Source organism: Bacillus sp. FSL K6-3200 (assembly GCF_038630485.1).
GTDB classification, from domain to species: Bacteria; Bacillota; Bacilli; order Bacillales; family Bacillaceae; genus Bacillus; species Bacillus safensis.
In genome coordinates this window covers 3,339,874-3,358,732 of the sequence record NZ_CP152032.1, presented here as the reverse complement: position 1 = coordinate 3,358,732, position 18,859 = coordinate 3,339,874, and the positions used below count along the sequence as shown (strand labels likewise).

16 protein-coding genes are annotated in these 18,859 nt (G+C 43.1%); 4 read left to right on the top strand and 12 right to left on the bottom strand.

Annotation, left to right across the window (positions count from 1 at the left end):
* Positions 1-99 precede the first annotated feature (99 nt).
* A complete protein-coding gene (locus tag MHI60_RS17220; protein ID WP_111291178.1) occupies positions 100-876 on the bottom strand; it encodes a MurR/RpiR family transcriptional regulator in 777 nt (258 codons plus the stop codon).
* A gap of 159 nt (positions 877-1,035) precedes the next feature.
* On the opposite strand from MHI60_RS17220, the gene MHI60_RS17215 reads away from it, so the two are divergent.
* Positions 1,036-2,442, top strand: a complete 1,407-nt coding sequence (locus MHI60_RS17215) for a phospholipase D family protein (protein ID WP_144485385.1) — start codon at positions 1,036-1,038, stop codon at positions 2,440-2,442.
* Between the two features lie 7 nt (positions 2,443-2,449).
* On the opposite strand, the gene MHI60_RS17210 is transcribed toward MHI60_RS17215, so the two are convergent.
* Genes MHI60_RS17210 through MHI60_RS17200 form a run of 3 tightly spaced genes read right to left on the bottom strand, consistent with a single transcriptional unit; the run spans position 2,450 to position 4,076 of the window.
* Positions 2,450-2,935 (bottom strand): DMT family transporter, encoded by a 486-nt coding sequence (locus MHI60_RS17210; protein WP_144470730.1) that lies wholly within the window; start codon positions 2,933-2,935, stop codon positions 2,450-2,452.
* Positions 2,936-2,956: 21 nt separating this feature from the next.
* Positions 2,957-3,637, bottom strand: a complete 681-nt coding sequence (locus tag MHI60_RS17205) for a cyclic nucleotide-binding domain-containing protein (RefSeq protein ID WP_144485387.1) — start codon at positions 3,635-3,637, stop codon at positions 2,957-2,959.
* 13 nt (positions 3,638-3,650) lie between these two features.
* Positions 3,651-4,076 carry a DMT family transporter gene (locus tag MHI60_RS17200; RefSeq protein ID WP_070325934.1) on the bottom strand — a complete coding sequence of 142 codons (426 nt, stop codon included), beginning with the start codon at positions 4,074-4,076 and terminating at the stop codon, positions 3,651-3,653.
* A 211-nt stretch (positions 4,077-4,287) separates the two neighbouring features.
* Between MHI60_RS17200 and MHI60_RS17195 the strand changes: the two genes are divergently transcribed.
* Positions 4,288-5,715: an aldehyde dehydrogenase family protein gene (locus tag MHI60_RS17195; protein WP_095408710.1), complete on the top strand. Its 1,428-nt coding sequence runs from the start codon at positions 4,288-4,290 to the stop codon at positions 5,713-5,715.
* A 233-nt stretch (positions 5,716-5,948) separates the two neighbouring features.
* On the opposite strand, the gene MHI60_RS17190 is transcribed toward MHI60_RS17195, so the two are convergent.
* The gene (locus tag MHI60_RS17190; RefSeq protein WP_144485389.1) at positions 5,949-6,629 is read right to left on the bottom strand and encodes a hypothetical protein; all 681 of its coding nucleotides are present in this window, start codon (positions 6,627-6,629) and stop codon (positions 5,949-5,951) included.
* Positions 6,630-6,808: 179 nt separating this feature from the next.
* Between MHI60_RS17190 and MHI60_RS17185 the strand changes: the two genes are divergently transcribed.
* Together MHI60_RS17185 and cysI are read left to right on the top strand one after the other, a co-directional pair.
* Entirely contained in the window at positions 6,809-8,629 is a 1,821-nt protein-coding gene (locus MHI60_RS17185) for an assimilatory sulfite reductase (NADPH) flavoprotein subunit (RefSeq protein ID WP_144485391.1), read from the top strand.
* A 37-nt stretch (positions 8,630-8,666) separates the two neighbouring features.
* Positions 8,667-10,385 carry an assimilatory sulfite reductase (NADPH) hemoprotein subunit gene (gene cysI / locus MHI60_RS17180; protein ID WP_111291195.1) on the top strand — a complete coding sequence of 573 codons (1,719 nt, stop codon included), beginning with the start codon at positions 8,667-8,669 and terminating at the stop codon, positions 10,383-10,385.
* Between the two features lie 28 nt (positions 10,386-10,413).
* Here cysI and MHI60_RS17175 read toward each other — a convergent pair whose 3' ends face one another.
* From MHI60_RS17175 to MHI60_RS17145, 7 genes are read right to left on the bottom strand one after another with little or no spacing between them, the layout of a single operon-like run.
* On the bottom strand, positions 10,414-12,348 hold the full coding sequence (locus MHI60_RS17175; RefSeq protein WP_144485393.1) for an AMP-binding protein: 1,935 nt from the start codon (positions 12,346-12,348) through the stop codon (positions 10,414-10,416).
* Positions 12,349-12,361: 13 nt separating this feature from the next.
* Positions 12,362-13,885 carry an acyl-CoA carboxylase subunit beta gene (locus tag MHI60_RS17170; protein ID WP_144485395.1) on the bottom strand — a complete coding sequence of 508 codons (1,524 nt, stop codon included), beginning with the start codon at positions 13,883-13,885 and terminating at the stop codon, positions 12,362-12,364.
* 18 nt (positions 13,886-13,903) lie between these two features.
* The gene (locus MHI60_RS17165; protein ID WP_144485397.1) at positions 13,904-14,686 is read right to left on the bottom strand and encodes an enoyl-CoA hydratase-related protein; all 783 of its coding nucleotides are present in this window, start codon (positions 14,684-14,686) and stop codon (positions 13,904-13,906) included.
* Between the two features lie 12 nt (positions 14,687-14,698).
* Positions 14,699-15,607, bottom strand: a complete 909-nt coding sequence (locus MHI60_RS17160) for a hydroxymethylglutaryl-CoA lyase (protein WP_144485399.1) — start codon at positions 15,605-15,607, stop codon at positions 14,699-14,701.
* A gap of 11 nt (positions 15,608-15,618) precedes the next feature.
* Positions 15,619-15,834, bottom strand: coding sequence for an acetyl-CoA carboxylase biotin carboxyl carrier protein subunit (locus MHI60_RS17155; protein ID WP_095408718.1), 216 nt, complete (start codon positions 15,832-15,834; stop codon positions 15,619-15,621).
* Positions 15,831-17,180, bottom strand: a complete 1,350-nt coding sequence (locus MHI60_RS17150; RefSeq protein ID WP_144485401.1) for an acetyl-CoA carboxylase biotin carboxylase subunit — start codon at positions 17,178-17,180, stop codon at positions 15,831-15,833. Before MHI60_RS17150 ends, MHI60_RS17155 begins: the two co-directional genes overlap by 4 nt.
* A gap of 8 nt (positions 17,181-17,188) precedes the next feature.
* Entirely contained in the window at positions 17,189-18,826 is a 1,638-nt protein-coding gene (locus tag MHI60_RS17145; protein WP_144485403.1) for an AMP-binding protein, read from the bottom strand.
* Positions 18,827-18,859 lie beyond the last annotated feature (33 nt).

The following is an 18,859-nucleotide window of genomic DNA, read 5'->3' as shown; positions in this document are numbered from 1 at the left end:
AAGTATCTCATACGATTCGGTGAAAATGTTTTCAGAATGTGTAAAGGTTTTCATGAGAAAAAGCCTTCCAGATCAAAGTCTCGAAGGCTTTCTTATTGGTTATTTCATTCGGATCACATAGGCATCGAGTAAAATGCGGGCAATGACATGAAGAGACAGGCGGGATCTGACTTCATAATCTGGGAAGAAAGATTGTTCCCCTTTATATCCGACTAGTGTCATGTCTGATATTTTGCTTAATGTAGAATCTATTCTTGTCGTGACAGTAATGGTTGTCACTTGCTTCATGCTGAGGTTTTGACACGCTTCAACGAGCTCAGCTGTTTCACCATTTAATGAAACAAAGATGGCAAGCTCACTTTTTTCAATGTCTCGCGATTTCAGCCGAATGATATTGGGATCATCGTGTACTTCACATGTTTTTCCGATGAGCTGTAATTTGATGGTCATCTCTTTGGCGATCATCTCTGAGAAGCCTCTGCCGAAAATATAAATTTTGTCTGCATTATGTATTTTTTGAACGGCATCTTCAATTTGCCCTATACTTTGCAGCTGTATCGTTTTTAAAACCTCTTCTTCATTTTTCCGAATCGCTAGTTTGATGTCTTCATCAATATTTTTGAGCTGGTCGCTTGCATCTGTCATTTTCTTTTCTTGTTTCAATCGATATTTAAAGGATGTATAGCCGTTATAGCCAATTTTTTTCATCAGCCTGACTATCGTGGCAGTCGATACATTGGCTCTTTCGCTTAAAGTGACAATGGATAAGGTGGAGATATCCTCTAAATGCTTGTGAATATAATTGAGTAAATAACGTTCTGTTTCACTTAACGTTTGATATACATCGCTTGGGATGTTAAATAATGATTCATTCAATTCGATTCCCCCTTACTCATTTCATACTATAATTAATTGCCCAATAAAAACAAGATGATTCTTTTGTCATATATTTTGATGAACGGCGAAAATGAGTGAAATTTTAATTTTGACATAAACTAAGGAAAAGTTGTGTCTATGTGAAAGGAGCTGATCCGTATGCTTCATCTTTTGTTTTATCTGATCCTTCTCTATGTCGTTTATGTCTTTTTGACCGCATTTGTTTTGTTTTATTTACCGATACAAAAAACATGCAAAGAACATTGTATCTATAAAGCCTCTTCGATCTCAGGCGACGATCAGGGTACAAATCAAGTGATGCTTCTTGACGATGGTTTTGAGTCTGGTCAGGCCAGAATCCAAATGATACGTGAGGCAAAGAGGATAATCCGCCTTAGCTACTATTCCATTCAAAAGGGAAAAACAGCCGAATGGGTACTAGGTGCTTTAATTGAAGCCGCTGATCGAGGAGTGAAAGTCCAGCTGCTTTTAGACGGCATTTGCCACAGCTTGCGTGGACCGCTAAAGGATTTACGATATGCCGTGGCAAATCACCCGAACATGGCCATTCGGTTTTATGAGCCTTTTCGGTTATTTAAGCCATGGACGTGGCATAACCGCCTTCATGATAAGCTGCTGCTGGCAGATGGCCGAGTGGCTATAATGGGCGGAAGAAATATCGGTGATAAATACTTTGCAGATCAGCCCCCGAAAGACTTTGCATTTGACCGCGATGTGCTGCTCTATAACGACAAAAAAGGAAAAGTATTAGATGAAATGGAGCAATATTTCGTTTATTTATGGAATCATGACTTTACGAAAAGAACAAAAGCTGTATTCTCTAAACGAAAAGCAAAAAAAGGCTTAAAACTAAGAAAGAAACTGCTTAGATCCTATCAGGAGGCAGTGCATGCGAAAGAACCTTTTGTGATGTCGTCCTTTAATTGGGCAGCAGATGGCACCTCAGTGAAACAGATTGCGTTTTTTACAAATCCTGTGGAGCGTTTCAATAAGCGTCCTCTTGTGCTGAAAAAACTAAACGATCTTGCTCACCGGGCAAAGCGTTCTGTGCTCATACAGACGCCCTATGTTATCCCGACACGCCCCATGAAAGACGGCCTCACTCCCTTAGCCAGCGGGATTCAAACGACAGTTGTCACGAATTCTCTTACAGCCACGCCAAATCCGTTAGCTTTTGCAGGTTACTTAAGCACGAAAAAGGAACTGGTGAAAACAGGCGTTCATTTGTACGAATATGAAGGTCCGTATTCCATTCATGCGAAATCAATGGTCATTGATGATTATTTAAGTATTATCGGAACATATAATTTAGATGCGCGGTCTAGCTTTTTAAATACAGAGTCGATTTTGGTCATTGATAGTGCCCCTTTTGCGCTATCACTTACTGAGGCAATTGAACGGAAAATCGCATATAGTTATCTCGTCGCGAAGGATAAAGCAGCTTATAAAGCGGGGTCATATGGGCAGAAAAAAAAGCCTTTAGTGAAAAGGCTCCTTTTAAATGGTTTATCCGCGATAACCATTCTATGGCGGCGGTTGATCTAAAGGGCAGCTACTCTTGTGGCAGCCCTTTTTCTTCTGATTGCTCCTCTTCTGCTGACTCCAATTTGGTCAATTTAAACACCAAGATCCCCGCAACAATCACAATGACACCTAATAGTTTTGTGGTAGAAAATTCCACTTTCTCTAACCCAAGCCAGCCGAGCGAATCGAACAAAAGCGCGGAGCCGAGCTGTGAAATCAGGACAATCGAGATTCCATAAGTCGGACCAAGACGTTTGATGCTTTGAACGAGGCAGATGACCACCCCTACTCCAATGGCTCCGCTAATCCAGTACCACGCTTCCATATGTCTTAATTGAAACATGCCGGTTCCTTCTAACAAAAGACCCATCAAAAGTGAAGCAATAAAGCCCATACCTAGAACGAGAGTGGTCGTTGACCAAGAGCCTGTCTGCTCATTGACCTTACTGTTAAAAATGGTTTGTAAGCTGACAAGTGCGCCAGCTGCAATGGCTAATCCTATTCCTATGATCATGTCTGTATCCCTTCATTTCTTCTATTCATAAATGTTTCGCTCCGCTATTTCTAAGAGTCCTTCCCGGTCAAGAATCGTAATCTCCCCTCTTCGCCTCTTGATCAGCCCTTTTTCACAAAATTGCTGAATCACCCTGTTAATATGTCGGTAGCTTGTACCAATTAAGCTCGCCGCATCTGTGAGACGAAGTGCGCTCGCGCTGTTATCGCCTGTTAATACGGACAATAAGTAGCTTGCGAGCCTGACCTCTACAGGATATAAAAGATGGAAGCTCAAATCGTTTGATTTCGTATAAAATTTGTTTGTGATGCCCTTTAGTAAAAAGGTTAAAACGCGGGGATCATCCTTCGCATGGCGCATGAGCGCTTGATGAGAAATCCTTAGCATATGTACTTCTGTGACAGCCTCCACTGTATTGACCATATCTGTCTGCTGAACGTATTCAATATCTCCAATCGCTTCTAGAGGATGTTTAAAAGAAAGAATAAAGGTCTTCCCTTCTTTTGTGGTGGTGAAAATCTTTAATTTTCCTTTTACTAACAAGTACAAGTGCTCCCTCTGATCTCCCTTTGAACAAATCAGCTCACCTTGCTCATAGCGCCATAAGCTGACGTGTGATATGAGTTTCTGATGAAAGACGTTTTCTAATTCATGTGCCTTGAGATAAGAGGAAAAAAGTGATTTATCATGAAGCTCCTCCATCTAACGCCCTCCTTTATAGCTTTAAAATGATCACGCCTGCGATCATCAATAGAATTCCAGCATAATGCGGCCATTTCATTTTCTTTTTCTGTACACCAAACCATCCTTTTGCATCGATTGCAAAGGTGAAAGCAAGCTGTGCAATGAGTAAAGCAGCGATGGTCAGTGTGACACCGATCATTTGAATCGCAGTCACTTCGTTGAAAATAATAATGGCTGCAAATGCGCCGCCTATTAAATAAAGCGGCTTCACCTTTCGATATTCTCGAAAGTGTCCGTCACGTACGATCAGTAAAATGATCAGTGCGATAATAAAACCGGTCAGCTGCGTGATGGTTGCCGCCTGCCATGTCCCGATATCCTGGCTGATTCTTGCGTTTGCTACGCCTTGCAGTGTAATACAAGCGCCTCCTAATAAAGCGAAAATAACACCTTTCATTCGTTCAAATGCTCCTTCTTTTTCAGTCTAGTTCCATTAAAAGATAGATGCCCTCATGTTGAAAAGGACATATGTCCCACTTTGCGTATTATATCAGAAACTTTTTCTTTTACAGTTGCATCGTTTTAGATTTTTCACAGTGGGTACAGTTTTATATCACCTGAAAACAGAATATTGAATGGAATCACATATAAAAAGGAGACATGTCAGAATGAGAAATCAAGAGAAACATTTTATTAACGGAGAATGGATCGCATCAACAGGAAACGAAACGACGGAGGTCATCAATCCTGCTACAGAGGAAGTCATTGGCACCATTAGCTTAGGAACAAAAGAAGATTTAGACAAAGCAGTCAAAGCCGCTCGTGCCGCCTTTCCTTCTTTCTCAAAAACATCTCGAAATGAACGCGTAAAGATGCTGGAAAACATTGTGCGCGGCTACGAAAAGCGTAAGGATGAACTAATAGAAGTCATGACACAAGAGCTTGGTGCACCGCTGAAAGTATCAGAAGAGGTTCATTACAAAATGGGACATGAACATTTTTCTAAAGCAGCGGAAGCACTTAAATCGTATACATTTACTGAGGACCGCGGCGGACATACCATTATAAAAGAAGCGATTGGTGTCAGCGGATTGATTACACCTTGGAATTTCCCAACGAATCAAACATCATTAAAAATCGCGGGTGCCATTGCAGCAGGCTCACCAGTTGTCTTAAAACCTGCAGAAATTACACCTTTTGCCGCAATGATTCTTGCAGACATCATTGATGAAGCAGGCGTACCGAAAGGCGTCTTCAACCTAGTAAACGGAACTGGTGATGTCATTGGTGACGGCATTAGTTCACACCCTGATATTGACTTTGTTTCATTTACTGGATCAGGTGCTGTCGGCTCTAAAATAATGGAAAATGCTGCAGACAATATTAAGAAAGTGGCTCTTGAACTCGGCGGGAAATCCCCTCTTATCGTCTTAGATGATGCAGATGTGGATGAGGCAGCCGAAACAGCCGTTCATCATATTGCGATGAATACAGGTCAAGTGTGTTCCGCAGCTACACGTGTGCTGATTCCTGAATCAATGAAAGACGCATTTGAAAAAGCGCTGCTGAATGCCCTGCCGAAGTTTACAGTTGGTGATCCGCGAGAAGATCACGCCACTGGCCCGCTTGTCTCCAAAAAGCAATGGGATACCGTGCAGTCTTATATTGAAAAAGGAATTGAAGAAGGTGCTCACCTGCTTGCTGGGGGAACTGGTAAGCCGGACGGACTAGACAAAGGATATTTCGCCAAGCATACTATTTTCACCAATGTGAAAAATGATATGACCATTGCGCAAGAGGAAATATTCGGACCCGTCATGAGTGTGATCACATATAAGGATCTGGATCATGCCCTTGAGATTGCCAATGATACAGTGTATGGCCTTGCTGGGTATGTAGTTGGAAAAGATGAAAAAACATTAAAATATGTAGCTGAACATATTCGTGCTGGCCAAATTACCATTAACAATGCCGAAACAGATTACTTTGCTCCGTTTGGCGGATTTAAGCAATCTGGTATCGGAAGAGAATGGGGAGACTTCGGAATCGAGGAATATTTAGAAGTGAAAGCTGTGATGGGACTTCCAACAGCATAATTTGAGAAAGGAGAAAAACCTTAAGGTTTTTCTCCTTTTTTATGATAGAAAGAATCTGCCCCCTCCTCCCTACTTATCCATCATGATTTTATATTTTTCGACCTTTGCTTTAGGAGGAAACGATTCTTGTAACTCATCAAACCAAACCTCAATCGTTTGACAGTGTGCCTGTTCTTTTGAATCTACTTTTGTTAAATCAGACCGTAAAAAGTCGTTGTGGTTTATAGTGGTGCCTATAATAATGATCGTGAACTCGATTTTTCACTAATTCCCAAAATCACTTCAACTTCTTTAATATGTTCTAATTCATAGAACATAAAAAATTCTGCTTCTTTTCGATTTGGAGACTTCATTAAAATCTCTAAACGGTCAGAATAATAACCAAAAGAGATTACTTTCCAATTTATTGCTTTGATCTTTTGCAATTGCTTATAATCCTCTTGAAATTTTTCCTCTCGTTTTAATTTCATGTCATATATTTCATCAATTAAATTGAAAAGTTTATTTGTTTTGGAAACATCAATTCTTCTACTGAGAAGAACAATAAAAACACATACCAATATACTTAAAGCGATATTCAGATAAGTATCCATTATATTTATTGAAATTTCATCGAAAGCATTTTGCAATTTCGAATCGTTAGTTTTGTGTTTTTTAGTAATAACATCTAATCCATAGTTAAAATATGAATTAAAGTAAGAGTTCAAAAATAAAAATACTGGCGGAATTGTTATCGTGATAATCGAAGCTTTTGTGGAAAAGTCGGCAGCTCTCTCGTATTTATCTTTAGCATAGATTCGAAGATCTGCGACTTGACTCAGGTTTAATTTTTCTAATTCCTTTCTATGGATAGATACATTCTTTTCTAATTTAAACTTAATTTTTGGATCTTCCAAATCTCTAATAATACTCATATTACCTCCTTGACGAATAAATTAATTTCACCTTGCAAAGGTATTAGAAATCTTAATCATGACAATCAATATTATATATTTTACTTAATGGCAAACTTTCGGTAAAGTTCAAATTGAACCTATATATATAATTCCTATCGAATTAATCTATGTTTATATTCCTTGTGAGGTGGATATCGTTGCAACTTCATGTATTGAACAGTCCGTTTAGTCAGGAGCAGGCAGAACTGCTTAATCAGCTGCTTCCGACTTTAACAGAACAGCAAAAAATTTGGCTTACCGGTTATTTATCAGCACAGGCAGCTTTAGCCGGATCAGAAAATACTGCCCTAGCCCCTTCTCCTTCTGCTGCAGCACCAGCGCAGCCTGTCAGCAAAGATGTGACCGTACTTTATGGCTCGCAAACAGGAAATTCTGAAGGGTTAGCAAAAAAGACAGCGCAGCATCTTGAAGAGAAAGGTTTTCAAGTGACGCTCTCTTCTATGTCAGATTTTAAACCAAATAGTCTGAAAAAAATACACAATTTACTGATTATCGTCAGCACACATGGTGAGGGAGATCCGCCTGATAATGCCCTTTCTTTCCATGAATATGTTCACGGCAGACGTGCACCAAAGCTCGATCATTTAAGCTTTTCTGTCCTTTCACTTGGTGACAGCTCCTACGAATTCTTCTGTCAGACAGGTAAAGAATTTGATGAGCGCTTAAAAGAGCTTGGCGGAACGCGTCTTTTCGACCGAGTGGACTGTGACCTTGATTATGATGAGCCGTTTTCTGAATGGCTTCAAGGGGTGGCATCTTCACTTAGCGAAGGCGAAGCCGCAGCAAACCCGCAAGAATCAGCGGATGCAAGCACTCAAACAGCAGCATCTGAATACTCAAGAACAAATCCTTTTTATGCTGAAGTGCTTGAAAATATTAACCTAAATGGCCGCGGCTCTAACAAAGAAACCCGTCATTTGGAGCTTTCTCTTGAAGGATCAGGACTTGTTTATGAGCCGGGTGACAGCCTTGGTATTTATCCAACAAATGATCCTGCGCTTGTTGATGAACTGATCACAACATGCGGATGGGATGCAGAGGAAGCCGTAACTGTTCATAAAAACGGTGACACACTTCCTTTAAAAGAAGCACTCACCTCTCATTTTGAGATTACCGTATTAACAAAACCTCTTCTTCAAAAGATGGCGTCCTTTACAAAAAGCGAAGCCTTGCAGGCCCTTTTAGAAGAAGGAAACGAAGAAAAGTTAAAAGCGTATTTAGCAGGAAGAGATTTAGTAGATGCTGCTCGCGATTTCGGTCCTTTTGAAGGAACAGCGGCAGACTTCACTGCAATTTTAAGAAAAATTCCGCCACGCCTTTATTCCATTGCAAGCAGCCTTAAAGCAAATGAAGAAGAAGTTCATTTGACGATCGGTGCTGTGAGATATGATGCTCACGGAAGAGAACGTCAAGGTGTCTGCTCGATCTTATGTGCAGAGCGCTTAGAGCCAGGTGATACGCTGCCTGTTTATATCCAGCACAATCAAAACTTTAAGCTTCCTGAAAACCATGAAGCACCGATCATTATGGTGGGACCAGGTACAGGCATCGCCCCTTTCCGTTCCTTTATTCAGGAGCGTGAGGAAGTTGGTGCAGACGGAAAGTCATGGTTATTCTTCGGTGATCAGCACTTTGTGACGGATTTCTTATATCAAACCGAATGGCAAAAGTGGTTAAAAGATGGTGTGTTAACGAAAATGGATGTGGCTTTTTCAAGAGATTCAGAGGAAAAAGTATATGTCCAGCACCAAATGAAGAAGCAAAGTAAAGAATTATTCGAATGGCTGGAGCAAGGTGCCTATGTATATGTCTGCGGAGATGAAAAACATATGGCGCATGATGTTCATAATACCCTTCTATCAATCATTCAAGAAGAAGGTGCGATGAGCAAAGAGAAAGCAGAAAGCTATCTAGCCAACTTGCAGCAGCAAAAACGCTATCAGCGTGACGTATATTGATTGATTGAATGCTTGAAAGAAAGGAGCTTTTACTTACATGGTGAAGACAGCATTAACAGCGCCGGATGGACCTCCGAGCGACGTAGAGGAAATCAAAGAAAAAAGTGATTATTTACGGGGTACTTTAAAAGAAGTGATGCTTGATCCGATTTCAGCGGGTATTCCTGATGATGATAACCGTCTGATGAAGCATCACGGCAGTTATTTACAGGATGATCGTGACCTGAGAAATGAACGGCAAAAACAAAAGCTTGAGCCTGCCTATCAATTTATGCTGCGCGTCCGCCTGCCTGGCGGAATCGCCACATCCAAGCAGTGGCTTGTGATGGATGAGCTTGCTCATAAATACGGAAACGGTACGTTAAAGCTGACAACTCGTGAAACCTTTCAGCTTCACGGCATTTTAAAATGGAACATGAAAAAGACCATTCAAGACATCCATTCCACTATGCTTGATACGATCGCTGCTTGCGGCGATGTGAACCGTAATGTCATGTGTACGTCAAACCCCTATCAATCAGAAGTACACCATGATGTATACGAGCTCGCCAAAAAATTAAGTGATGACCTGCTTCCGCAAACAAGAGCGTATCATGAAATTTGGCTTGATGAGGAAAAGGTAGCAGCAACCCCTGATACAGAGGTTGAGCCGATGTATGGTCCGCTTTATTTGCCAAGAAAATTCAAGATTGGTGTGGCGGTCCCTCCTGCTAACGATATTGATGTTTTTTCGCAGGATTTAGGCTTTATTGCGATTATTGAAAATGATCAATTAGTCGGCTTTAATGTCGCGATTGGCGGCGGAATGGGCATGACTCATGGTGATACAGCGACCTATCCTCAGCTCGCAAAAGTAATTGGCTTTTGTACACCGGAACAAGTTGTAGAGATTGCCAAACAAGTGATCACTATTCAGCGTGACTATGGAAACCGTTCGGTGAGAAAAAATGCCCGCTTTAAATATACAGTGGACCGCCTCGGTCTTGAGAATGTAAAAGAAGAGCTTGAGCGCCGCCTTGGTTTTTCCCTATTAGACGCAAGAGATTATCATTTTGACCATAATGGTGACCGCTATGGCTGGGTAAAAGGCATCAATGGCAGATGGCATTATACGATGTTTGTAGAAGGCGGCCGGATCACTGATTACGATGATTATCCGCTAATGACGGGCATTCGTGAAATTGCAAAAATTCATACAGGTGACTTCCGCTTGACAGCGAATCAAAATTTAATGATTGGAAATGTCACATCTCACAAAAAGAAACAAATCGAGCAGCTCATTCAGAAGTTCGGTTTATCAGATGGCCAGCAGCACTCTGCACTGCGCCGCAGTTCAATGGCGTGTGTTTCTCTTCCAACATGCGGCTTAGCGATGGCAGAAGCAGAACGCTACCTACCGCGCTTGATTGACAAAATTGAAGAGATTGTCGAAGAAAACGGCTTAAGTGATAAAGAAATCACGATTCGAATGACTGGATGTCCAAATGGATGTGCCCGTCATGCGCTTGGTGAAATTGGTTTTATCGGGAAATCACCTGGCAAATACAACATGTATCTTGGCGCTGCGTTTGATGGCAGCAGATTAAGTAAACTGTACCGAGAAAATGTAGGAGAAGAAGACATTTTAAACGAGCTTGGCTCTCTACTCCCTCGCTATGCAAAAGAACGCGAGGAACATGAACATTTCGGTGATTTTGTGATTCGGGCAGGTATTGTAAAAGAAACAACAGATGGCACGAATTTTCATGTGCAATAAAAAAGACAGGACGCTCTCCTGTCTTTTTTTATGGACTCTGTTTCCTTTTCAAGTATTCACAAATGCTTTCGTACACCTTCGGATCGTCTAAAGAAGATAGGTCTGGTGAAGGCTGCTGTTCATAAGCTCCTTTTAATAAACGACGGACGATTTTTCCGTTTCTTGTTTTCGGTAAAGCTGAAATGAGATGAATTTCCTTTGGAGTGAGCGCTTTCCCCGCATATGAACCAACATGTGTTTTGAGCTCTCGAATGAGTGTTGCTTCTTCGAAAGACGGTGCACTGGTCACAATGAAACAAACTAGTGCCTCTCCCTTCACCTCATCCTTTACTCCAATCACAGCGGCTTCGTGTACGGCTGGGTGCCCGACAAGAATGGATTCAATTTCAGCTGGACCGACGCGTTTTCCTGCTGTATTAATGACATCATCCGATCTGCCCGTGATATGGAATGCGCCATCCTCTGATTGCCTCACCCAATCACCGTGTGTCCACACCCCATCAAATCGTTTGAAATATGTGTCTTCATATCGCTCCGGATCTTTCCAAAATCCACATGTCATGCCGACCCATGGCTTTTTCACAACAAGCTCCCCTACCTCATTCATAATGCTCTGTCCTGCCTCATTAAACACATCTGCCGCCATTCCTAAGATTGCCGCATTAAAAAGGATCGGTTTGATTGGACGAAGCAGCGTACTTCCTACAATACCGCCAGAAACCTCTGTTCCCCCTGAGTAATTTAAGATCGGAATGTGCTTTTGACCAATTGTGTCAAAAAGCCATTGCCATGGTGCTTCATTCCACGGTTCACCTGTAGAAATGATGGCTTTCACATGCGGCAGCTCAATGTCTGAAAGGTTTTGCTGCATCGCAGATCGAACAAAAGTTGGTGAAAGCCCAAAATGGGTGACTTTTTGCTCGTGGATGAATGACCAGAGATGCTGTTCATTTGGATAATCGGGGGCGCCGTCATATAAAACAATTGCAGCTCCATTGATCAAGCCGCCAAAGACGAGAAATGGCCCCATCATCCAGCCCATGTCTGTGAGCCAAAACAAGCGGTCTCCTTTTGCAACGTCCATACAAAGACCGGCATCAAAAGCAGCTTTTACAGGAAAGCCTGCGTGTGTATGGACAGCCCCTTTAGGTGTACCGGTTGTTCCAGACGTGTATAAGATCATAAGCGGATCTTCATTTGAAAGATAAGTCATTTCACTTAGTGGTTCTTCTTTTAACAAATCGTTTAGCTTGATATCCTCTTTATATCCAGTATGAGAGGAAGCGTGTACAATGACTGTTTTGACGGTCTTGGTTTTGTCGATTGCTTCTGCCGCACATTCCCGCATGTTGATCGTCTTTCCCCGGCGCGTCACGCTTGAGCCTGTGACGACAATACTTGCACCGGATGCGCGAATACGTACGGCTAGAGGCTCGCTTCCATAGCCGGAAAAGACTGGGCTAAAGATGACACCAATCTTTGCAAAGGCAAGCATAATGGCAGCCGTTTCCGGAAGCATCGGCATATAAATGACGGCCACATCCCCTTTTTGGATCCCCTTCTTCAAAAAACCAGCAGCGAGACGATTGACCTTTTCCTGAAGTTCGAGGAACGTCCATCTTCTCTCTTCTCCTGCTTCATTTCTCCAAATCACGGCTGGGTGATGCTGGGTTTCTTCATTCTCTGCCCATTTGTCAACAGCCGTTTCGACCACGTTGAGCCGGCCGCCTTTATACCAATTGGGCCACATGAATGAATCTTGGCCTAATGCAGCTTCATACGGCTCCTTCCACACGATGCCGACTGCCTTTTCGGCTTCTCTCCAAAACCAATCGGTACGCTCGATACTAGCTTGATAGAACGCATCGTAAGTAGTAAAACCAAGTGAATGCATCCATTTGTAAAGACGTGTTTGTTTGATCATCTGCTCTTCGGGTATCCACGCTGGTTTTAGGTTCATCATGAGGCCGCCCCCTTTAGACCGGATAAACCGGATGTTTTCGTCTTGTAAATGTCATCTCTTTAGAGGTATAGGCTTGTAATCTACGACAAAGCTCATCTCGCAAATGGTCAAACGGGATGACACCATCAACAATCATTTCAGAGGCAAGCTCATATATATTCATATCTTCTTGGTATTCTTTGCGTTTCTCTTGTATAAATGCCGCCCTCTCTTCTACAGGCAGTTCGGCAATTTTATTCGCATAAACAGCATTTACAGCGGCTTCTGGCCCCATGACAGCAATTTGCGCCGATGGAAGAGCGAGACAGCAGTCCGGTTCAAAGGCTGGTCCTGCCATTGCATATAAACCTGCACCGTATGCTTTACGAACAATGACGGATATTTTCGGAACGGTTGCCTCTGACATGGCGGAGATCATTTTCGCCCCGTGCCTGATAATACCTGCTTGTTCCACTTTTGTTCCGATCATAAACCCGGGTATATCCGCAAGGAAAAGGAGTGGAATATGAAAGGCGTCACATAGCTGAATAAACTTGGCGGCTTTGTCGGCTGAGTCATGGAATAAAACGCCGCCTTTTACCCTCGGCTGATTGGCAATAAGACCGACAGGCTGCCCATTCATGCGGCCAAAACCTGTGATCAGCTCGGCGGCAAACAGCTTTTTGATTTCAAAAAATGACCCTTCATCAATGAGTAAATCAATGAGCTGATACATATCAAAAGGGGTATTCTGCCCTTTAGGGATAAGGTCTTGGAGGGTGATCTTTGATGGTTTAGGTGCAATTGCAGCTGCCCGTTTTGGTTTTTCTGTATAGTTGGCAGGCATGTAAGTTAAATAAGTGCGAGCGATTTGAATGGCTTCTTCCTCTGTTTTTGCTAAAATATCGCCGCATCCAGAAATGCTGCAATGCATTTTTGCTCCGCCCATTTCTTCAAGTGATACTTTTTCTCCAATGACCATTTCGGCCATTCGCGGTGAGCCTAAATACATTGAGGCATTCCCTTCGACCATGACGACGATGTCACAAAAAGCAGGAATGTAAGCACCTCCAGCTGCCGAAGGACCAAATAGTAAACAAATTTGCGGAATACGGCCAGACAGCTTCACCTGGTTATAAAAAATACGGCCAGCGCCTCTTCTGCCTGGAAACATGGCGATTTGATCGGTGATTCTAGCACCCGCAGAGTCAACTAAATACAGCATCGGGCAGTTGAGCTTTTCGGCTGTTTCCTGGATTCTAATGATTTTTTCTACCGTTTTGACGCCCCATGATCCTGCTTTGACGGTAGAATCATTTGCCATAACGCAAACAGGCTGCCCATTCATCCGCCCCGTCCCTGTGACAACACCATCTGCTGGTAAATGTTCATCCTGACACTCAGCAAACATGGCATCCTCAATAAAAGAATCCTCATCTAATAACAACTGGAGGCGGTCACGGACGAACAATTTTCCTTTTTCTTTGTTTTTTTGATGGTATCGCTCAGCCCCGCCTTTCAGAATCTGCTGTTTTTTCAGTTCATATTCTTCAATCATATCCATTCCCCTTTCTTGCTACCTGCCTCTGTATTGAGGCGTACGTTTTTCTTGAAAAGCTTGAAGACCTTCCGTTCGATCTTCTGTATCAATGAGCCGTAAATAGGCTTCGTATTCCTTCGTCAGGCCTGAATGTAAATCGTGATCAAGGCTTGCTTGAATCGCTTGTTTCGCTTCTTTTAAGGCAAGCGGGCCATTTTTGATGATTTGTTTTGCAAGAGAGATGGCATCGTTCATGAGGGAATCTGCTAAAGAGATATGTTCAATGAGCCCGATTTGAATGGCTTCTTCTGCTTCTAATGATGCGCCTGTGAAAATAAGTTCTTTTGCTTTACCGAGTCCAATGAGGCGCGGAAGGCGCTGCGTCCCTCCGGCTCCTGGTATGATAGCTAGTCCTGTTTCTGGCAGGCCGAGTCTTGCTCCGGCTCGTGCAATGCGGAGATCACAAGCGAGCGCGAGTTCAAGTCCTCCGCCCAGTGCGTGTCCGTTCATCACTGCAATGACAGGTACAGGAATGGATTCAATTTCGATAAAGGTTTGCTGAATCGAAAGAACAGCTCCTTTTGCTTCTGCTTCTGTCATCAATCGTCGTTCTTTTAAATCTGCTCCAGCGCAAAAGACTTTAGAACCGGCTCCTGTAATGAGCAAACAGCGGATGCTTTCATCGTGTTTGATTTCTTGAATGAGTTGATTGATCTCCTCCAGCATTGGAGCAGATAGGGAATTCGCTCGTTCTGACCTGTTTAAGGTCATGATGCCGATCTGTTCATCTTGTATCGAAAAATGGACCAATGATGTCATGTTATTCATCCTTTATGAAGTAGTCTGAGAGTGAAAAGCGCGTAAACAATGACTAGGCAGGGTTCGATCAACTTTTGCTTCAATCCATTCTGCCGCTTTAATTAATGCAGGAAGATGAATATTTGTCTCAATTCCTAGTTTTTGAAGCATATGCACCACATCTTCTGTCGCCACATTTCCGCTGGATCCAGGTGCATAGGGGCAGCCACCCAGCCCGCCGCTGGAGGAGTCAAATATGGTGATCCCAGCTTTTAATGCCGTATAAATATTGGCAAGAGCCATCCCCTTCGTATCATGAAAATGAAGAGCGATTTTATCAGCAGGAAAGCGTTCAAGTAAAATGTCTAAGCGCCTTTCTACTTGAAGCGGATGGGCTTCACCGATGGTGTCACCGAGAGATATTTCATCAATGCCATAAGAAAGCAAAATATCCGTTAACCGCAGGATTTGATCCATTGGCACTTGTTTTTCATACGGGCAGCCAAACACAGTGGAAATATACGCGCGCGTGTTTTTTCCTGCTGCTTTTAAATCAGCTGTCATTTGTTTGATGACAGGAAGTGTTTCGTTGATGGATTGATTCATATTTTTCTTGTTATGTGTTTCACTCGAAGAGATAAACATAGCGCCTGTGTCAAGAGTGGCTTCAAAAAAATGAGCTAAGCCTTTTTCATTGGGAATAAGTGCTGCATAGGTAATGTCGTCTTTTTTGTTTAAGGATTGGGTAAGTTCTTTGGCATCTTTTAAGGCTGGAACCCATTTAGGATGAACAAATGATGTGACTTCAATATAAGGGAGCTGGGCTGCTGCGAGCAGATCAATCCACGTTCGCTTCTCGCCTGTGTCCAGCCAGACTGATTCATTTTGCAATCCGTCCCGCGGTCCGACCTCCCTGATAAGCACACTTTTTGGTAATGCCATCTGGCTCCCTCCTATTCTGTTAGTTCTAAAAGAACCTCTCCTTCATCGACAAATTCCCCCTCTGCCTTATACACTTTGCTGATGATCCCGGTCTCTTCAGCAACGATCGGAATCTCCATTTTCATTGATTCTAAGATGGCAACCTCTTGTCCTTTTTGCACTTCATCGCCTTGTTTCACAAGAAGCTTCCATAAGTTTCCGGCCATTTGAATCGTGACAGTTTTCATGAACGGTTTTCCTCCCTTTTTTTCATGAGAAAATCGGTTGTGATGCTGCCTTGTAAGAATGCAGAAGATCCGGCCATTTCCCTTAAAAGCGGTAAGTTGGTTTTGATCCCTTCTATTTCATATGCTTGTAATGCCTCTTTTAATCGTTCTATTGCAAGTTTTCGTGTATCACCGTAAACGATCATTTTCGCAATCATTGGATCGTAAAAAGGGGTAATGATGCTTCCCTTTGTCACGCTTGACTCATGACGGATATATGGCGCTTCAGGCGTTAAAAGCTGAGTGATCGTTCCTGGTGATGGATAAAAGGTGACGGGATCTTCCGCATAAATTCTAGCCTCGATGGCATGCCCGATTTGATGAATATCCTCCTGATTGAAAGAAAGCGGCTCACATGCAGCGATTTTCAACTGCTCCTCGACAAGGTCAATGCCTGTAATTTCTTCTGTGACAGGGTGCTCTACTTGTAATCTCGTGTTCATTTCTAGAAAATAAAATTGTTGATGTTGATCAACTAAACATTCAATCGTTCCTGCATTTTCATACCCAATCGCTTTGGCTGCTTTGACGGCCAACTCCCCCATCTGTTGTCTCACCGATTCATCGAGACAGGCGGCTGGTGCTTCTTCAATGATTTTTTGATGTCTTCGTTGGAGTGAACAGTCGCGCTCAAATAAGTGAACCCCATGGCCGAAGGAATCAAAAAGGACCTGAATTTCAATGTGCCGAGCGTTTTCAATGACCTTTTCCATATACAGCGTCCCATCATTGAAAAAGCTTTGCGCTCTTTTTTGATTCCCTTCAAAAGCCCTGTACAGCTCCTCGTCATTTTGCACGATCTGCATGCCAATTCCTCCGCCCCCGCTTGATGCCTTGAGCATGATCGGATAACCGAGTGACTGCGCTTGACTCACTCCTTCTTCTGCATCATGCAGCGGAGCTGAAACGCCTGGTACAATGGGGATACCTGCTTGAGCCATCGTTTTTCTTGCTTCAATTTTATTCCCCATTCGCTGAATGACTTGTGCGGATGGTCCAATAAAGGCCATTCCTTCGCTGCGGCAGCGTTCTGCAAAAGCTGTATTTTCTGATAAGAGGCCATATCCTGGGTGGATGGCATCTGTATTTGACTGCTTGGCTGCCCTAATGATTGCTTCCATGTTTAAATAGCTTTCAGATACTTTTGCGCCTCCAATCGGATAGGTGCTGTCTGCTTCTTGCACATGAAGTGCATGCTGATCTGCTTCTGAATAAACGGCGACGGTGTGGATCCCGAGCCTTTTACACGTTCGAATAATTCGCCGGGCAATTTCGCCTCGATTTGCAATCAGTACTTTTTGAAACATCGCTGCCTTCACTCCTTTATTAGATCAAGCGCCTGCTTTTTCAGACGAAATTTTTGAATCTTCCCTGATGCGGTCATTGGATACTCGTCAGTGATGAAAAAATATTTAGGAATTTTGTAGCGTGCCATTTGCGACTGACAATAGCTGGTGAGTGTCTCAATGGTCACCGTCCTACCTTGTTTAAGCCGAATGAATGCGGCGGCTTCTTCTCCATACGTCTCGTCAGGTATACCAACGACCTGTGCATCAAGAATGTCCGGATGAGTATAAAGAACGTCCTCAATCTCTTTTGGGTAAACATTCTCCCCGCCTCTAATGATCATATCTTTCAGCCTTCCTGTAATTTTCACATAGCCGTCCTCATCCATCTCTGCTAAATCACCCGTATGAAGCCAGCCGTCCTGATCGATGACTTCATTTGTGGCTTCTTCATTTTTATAGTAGCCTTTCATCACATGATAGCCTCTTGTACACAGTTCGCCTTGTTCTCCTCTTGGTACTTCCTCCGGCGTACCTGGAACGGTGATTTTCACTTCGATGTGAGGAAGCGCCCGGCCGACCGTTTGAACCCGTCTTTCAAATGAATCATCCGTTCTTGTTTGGGTAATGACAGGAGAGCTTTCGGTCTGTCCATAGGCAATCGTGAGCTCCTTCAGTCCCATTTGTTCAATGACGGCTTTCATCACATGGGATGGGCAAAGAGAACCTGCCATAATGCCCGTTCGTAATGTGGACAGATCGTATTGGTGAAAATTCGGATGGTCGAGTTCTGCAATGAACATTGTCGGGACGCCGTGAAGTACGGTGCACTTCTCTTTTTCCACTGTTTGAAGAACTCTCTCTGGATGGAAGGATTCAATTGGAATGATCGTTCCTCCTTTTGTGAGACAAGCAAGCACGCCAAGAACAGATCCAAAGCAATGAAAGAAAGGAACAGGGATACACATGCGGTCCTTTTGGGTGAGCTTCATACAATCTGCGATTTGGCTGGCATTGCAGACAATGTTTGTATGGCTGAGCATGACTCCTTTTGGGTAGCCGGTTGTGCCTGAGGTATATTGCATATTAATGACGTCATCAGGCGCAAGCTCATCCATTCGATTCTCCCACTCATGATTCTCTGTTCTTTTAGCAGCTGTTTGAATACTGTCCCAGCTGCGCATGCCCTTTGGCGTGTGCTCGCCAATATAGACGACACTTTTTAAATAAGGAAAAGATGAGGATGTGATCTCACCTTGATGAGCGTTTTGAAGCTCCGGTATGAGTTCTTCAAGCATTTTGACATAGGATGTCTCTTTAAAGCCGTCTACGATAAACAGCATGCTGCTATCAGAATGTTTGAGTAAATAAGCGAGTTCTTGTGCTTGAAAGTTCGTATTCACGGTGACAAGAACGGCTCCAATCGACGCGCAGGCGAATTGCAGCATAAGCCATTCAGGTACATTGGGCGCCATGATGGCGATATGGTCCCCTTTTTGAACCCCTAATGCCATAAGACCTTTCCCAGTTTCCTTGACTTCTCGATAAAACGCTTCATATGAATAACGTAAAGAACGTTCTGGATACACAATGGCTTCATGTGCTGGGTGCTTCTCCCTTTTCTCTTTTAATAGGGAGCCGATCGTTTGTGGATGTATCGACATCATGGCTTTCCTCCCCCATTGATGGTAAGCGTTTTC

Bases quoted from the DNA above. Each gene is read 5' to 3' on its own strand.
- MHI60_RS17215 (WP_144485385.1), top strand. From the start codon at position 1,036: ATGCTTCATCTTTTGTTTTATCTGATCCTTCTCTATGTCGTTTATGTC.
- MHI60_RS17210 (WP_144470730.1), bottom strand. From the start codon at position 2,935: ATGATCATAGGAATAGGATTAGCCATTGCAGCTGGCGCACTTGTCAGC.
- MHI60_RS17205 (WP_144485387.1), bottom strand. From the start codon at position 3,637: ATGGAGGAGCTTCATGATAAATCACTTTTTTCCTCTTATCTCAAGGCA.
- MHI60_RS17200 (WP_070325934.1), bottom strand. From the start codon at position 4,076: ATGAAAGGTGTTATTTTCGCTTTATTAGGAGGCGCTTGTATTACACTG.
- MHI60_RS17195 (WP_095408710.1), top strand. From the start codon at position 4,288: ATGAGAAATCAAGAGAAACATTTTATTAACGGAGAATGGATCGCATCA.
- MHI60_RS17190 (WP_144485389.1), bottom strand. From the start codon at position 6,629: ATGAGTATTATTAGAGATTTGGAAGATCCAAAAATTAAGTTTAAATTA.
- cysI (WP_111291195.1), top strand. From the start codon at position 8,667: ATGGTGAAGACAGCATTAACAGCGCCGGATGGACCTCCGAGCGACGTA.
- MHI60_RS17175 (WP_144485393.1), bottom strand. From the start codon at position 12,348: ATGATGAACCTAAAACCAGCGTGGATACCCGAAGAGCAGATGATCAAA.
- MHI60_RS17170 (WP_144485395.1), bottom strand. From the start codon at position 13,885: ATGATTGAAGAATATGAACTGAAAAAACAGCAGATTCTGAAAGGCGGG.
- MHI60_RS17165 (WP_144485397.1), bottom strand. From the start codon at position 14,686: ATGACATCATTGGTCCATTTTTCGATACAAGATGAACAGATCGGCATC.
- MHI60_RS17160 (WP_144485399.1), bottom strand. From the start codon at position 15,607: ATGGCATTACCAAAAAGTGTGCTTATCAGGGAGGTCGGACCGCGGGAC.
- MHI60_RS17155 (WP_095408718.1), bottom strand. From the start codon at position 15,834: ATGAAAACTGTCACGATTCAAATGGCCGGAAACTTATGGAAGCTTCTT.
- MHI60_RS17150 (WP_144485401.1), bottom strand. From the start codon at position 17,180: ATGTTTCAAAAAGTACTGATTGCAAATCGAGGCGAAATTGCCCGGCGA.
- MHI60_RS17145 (WP_144485403.1), bottom strand. From the start codon at position 18,826: ATGATGTCGATACATCCACAAACGATCGGCTCCCTATTAAAAGAGAAA.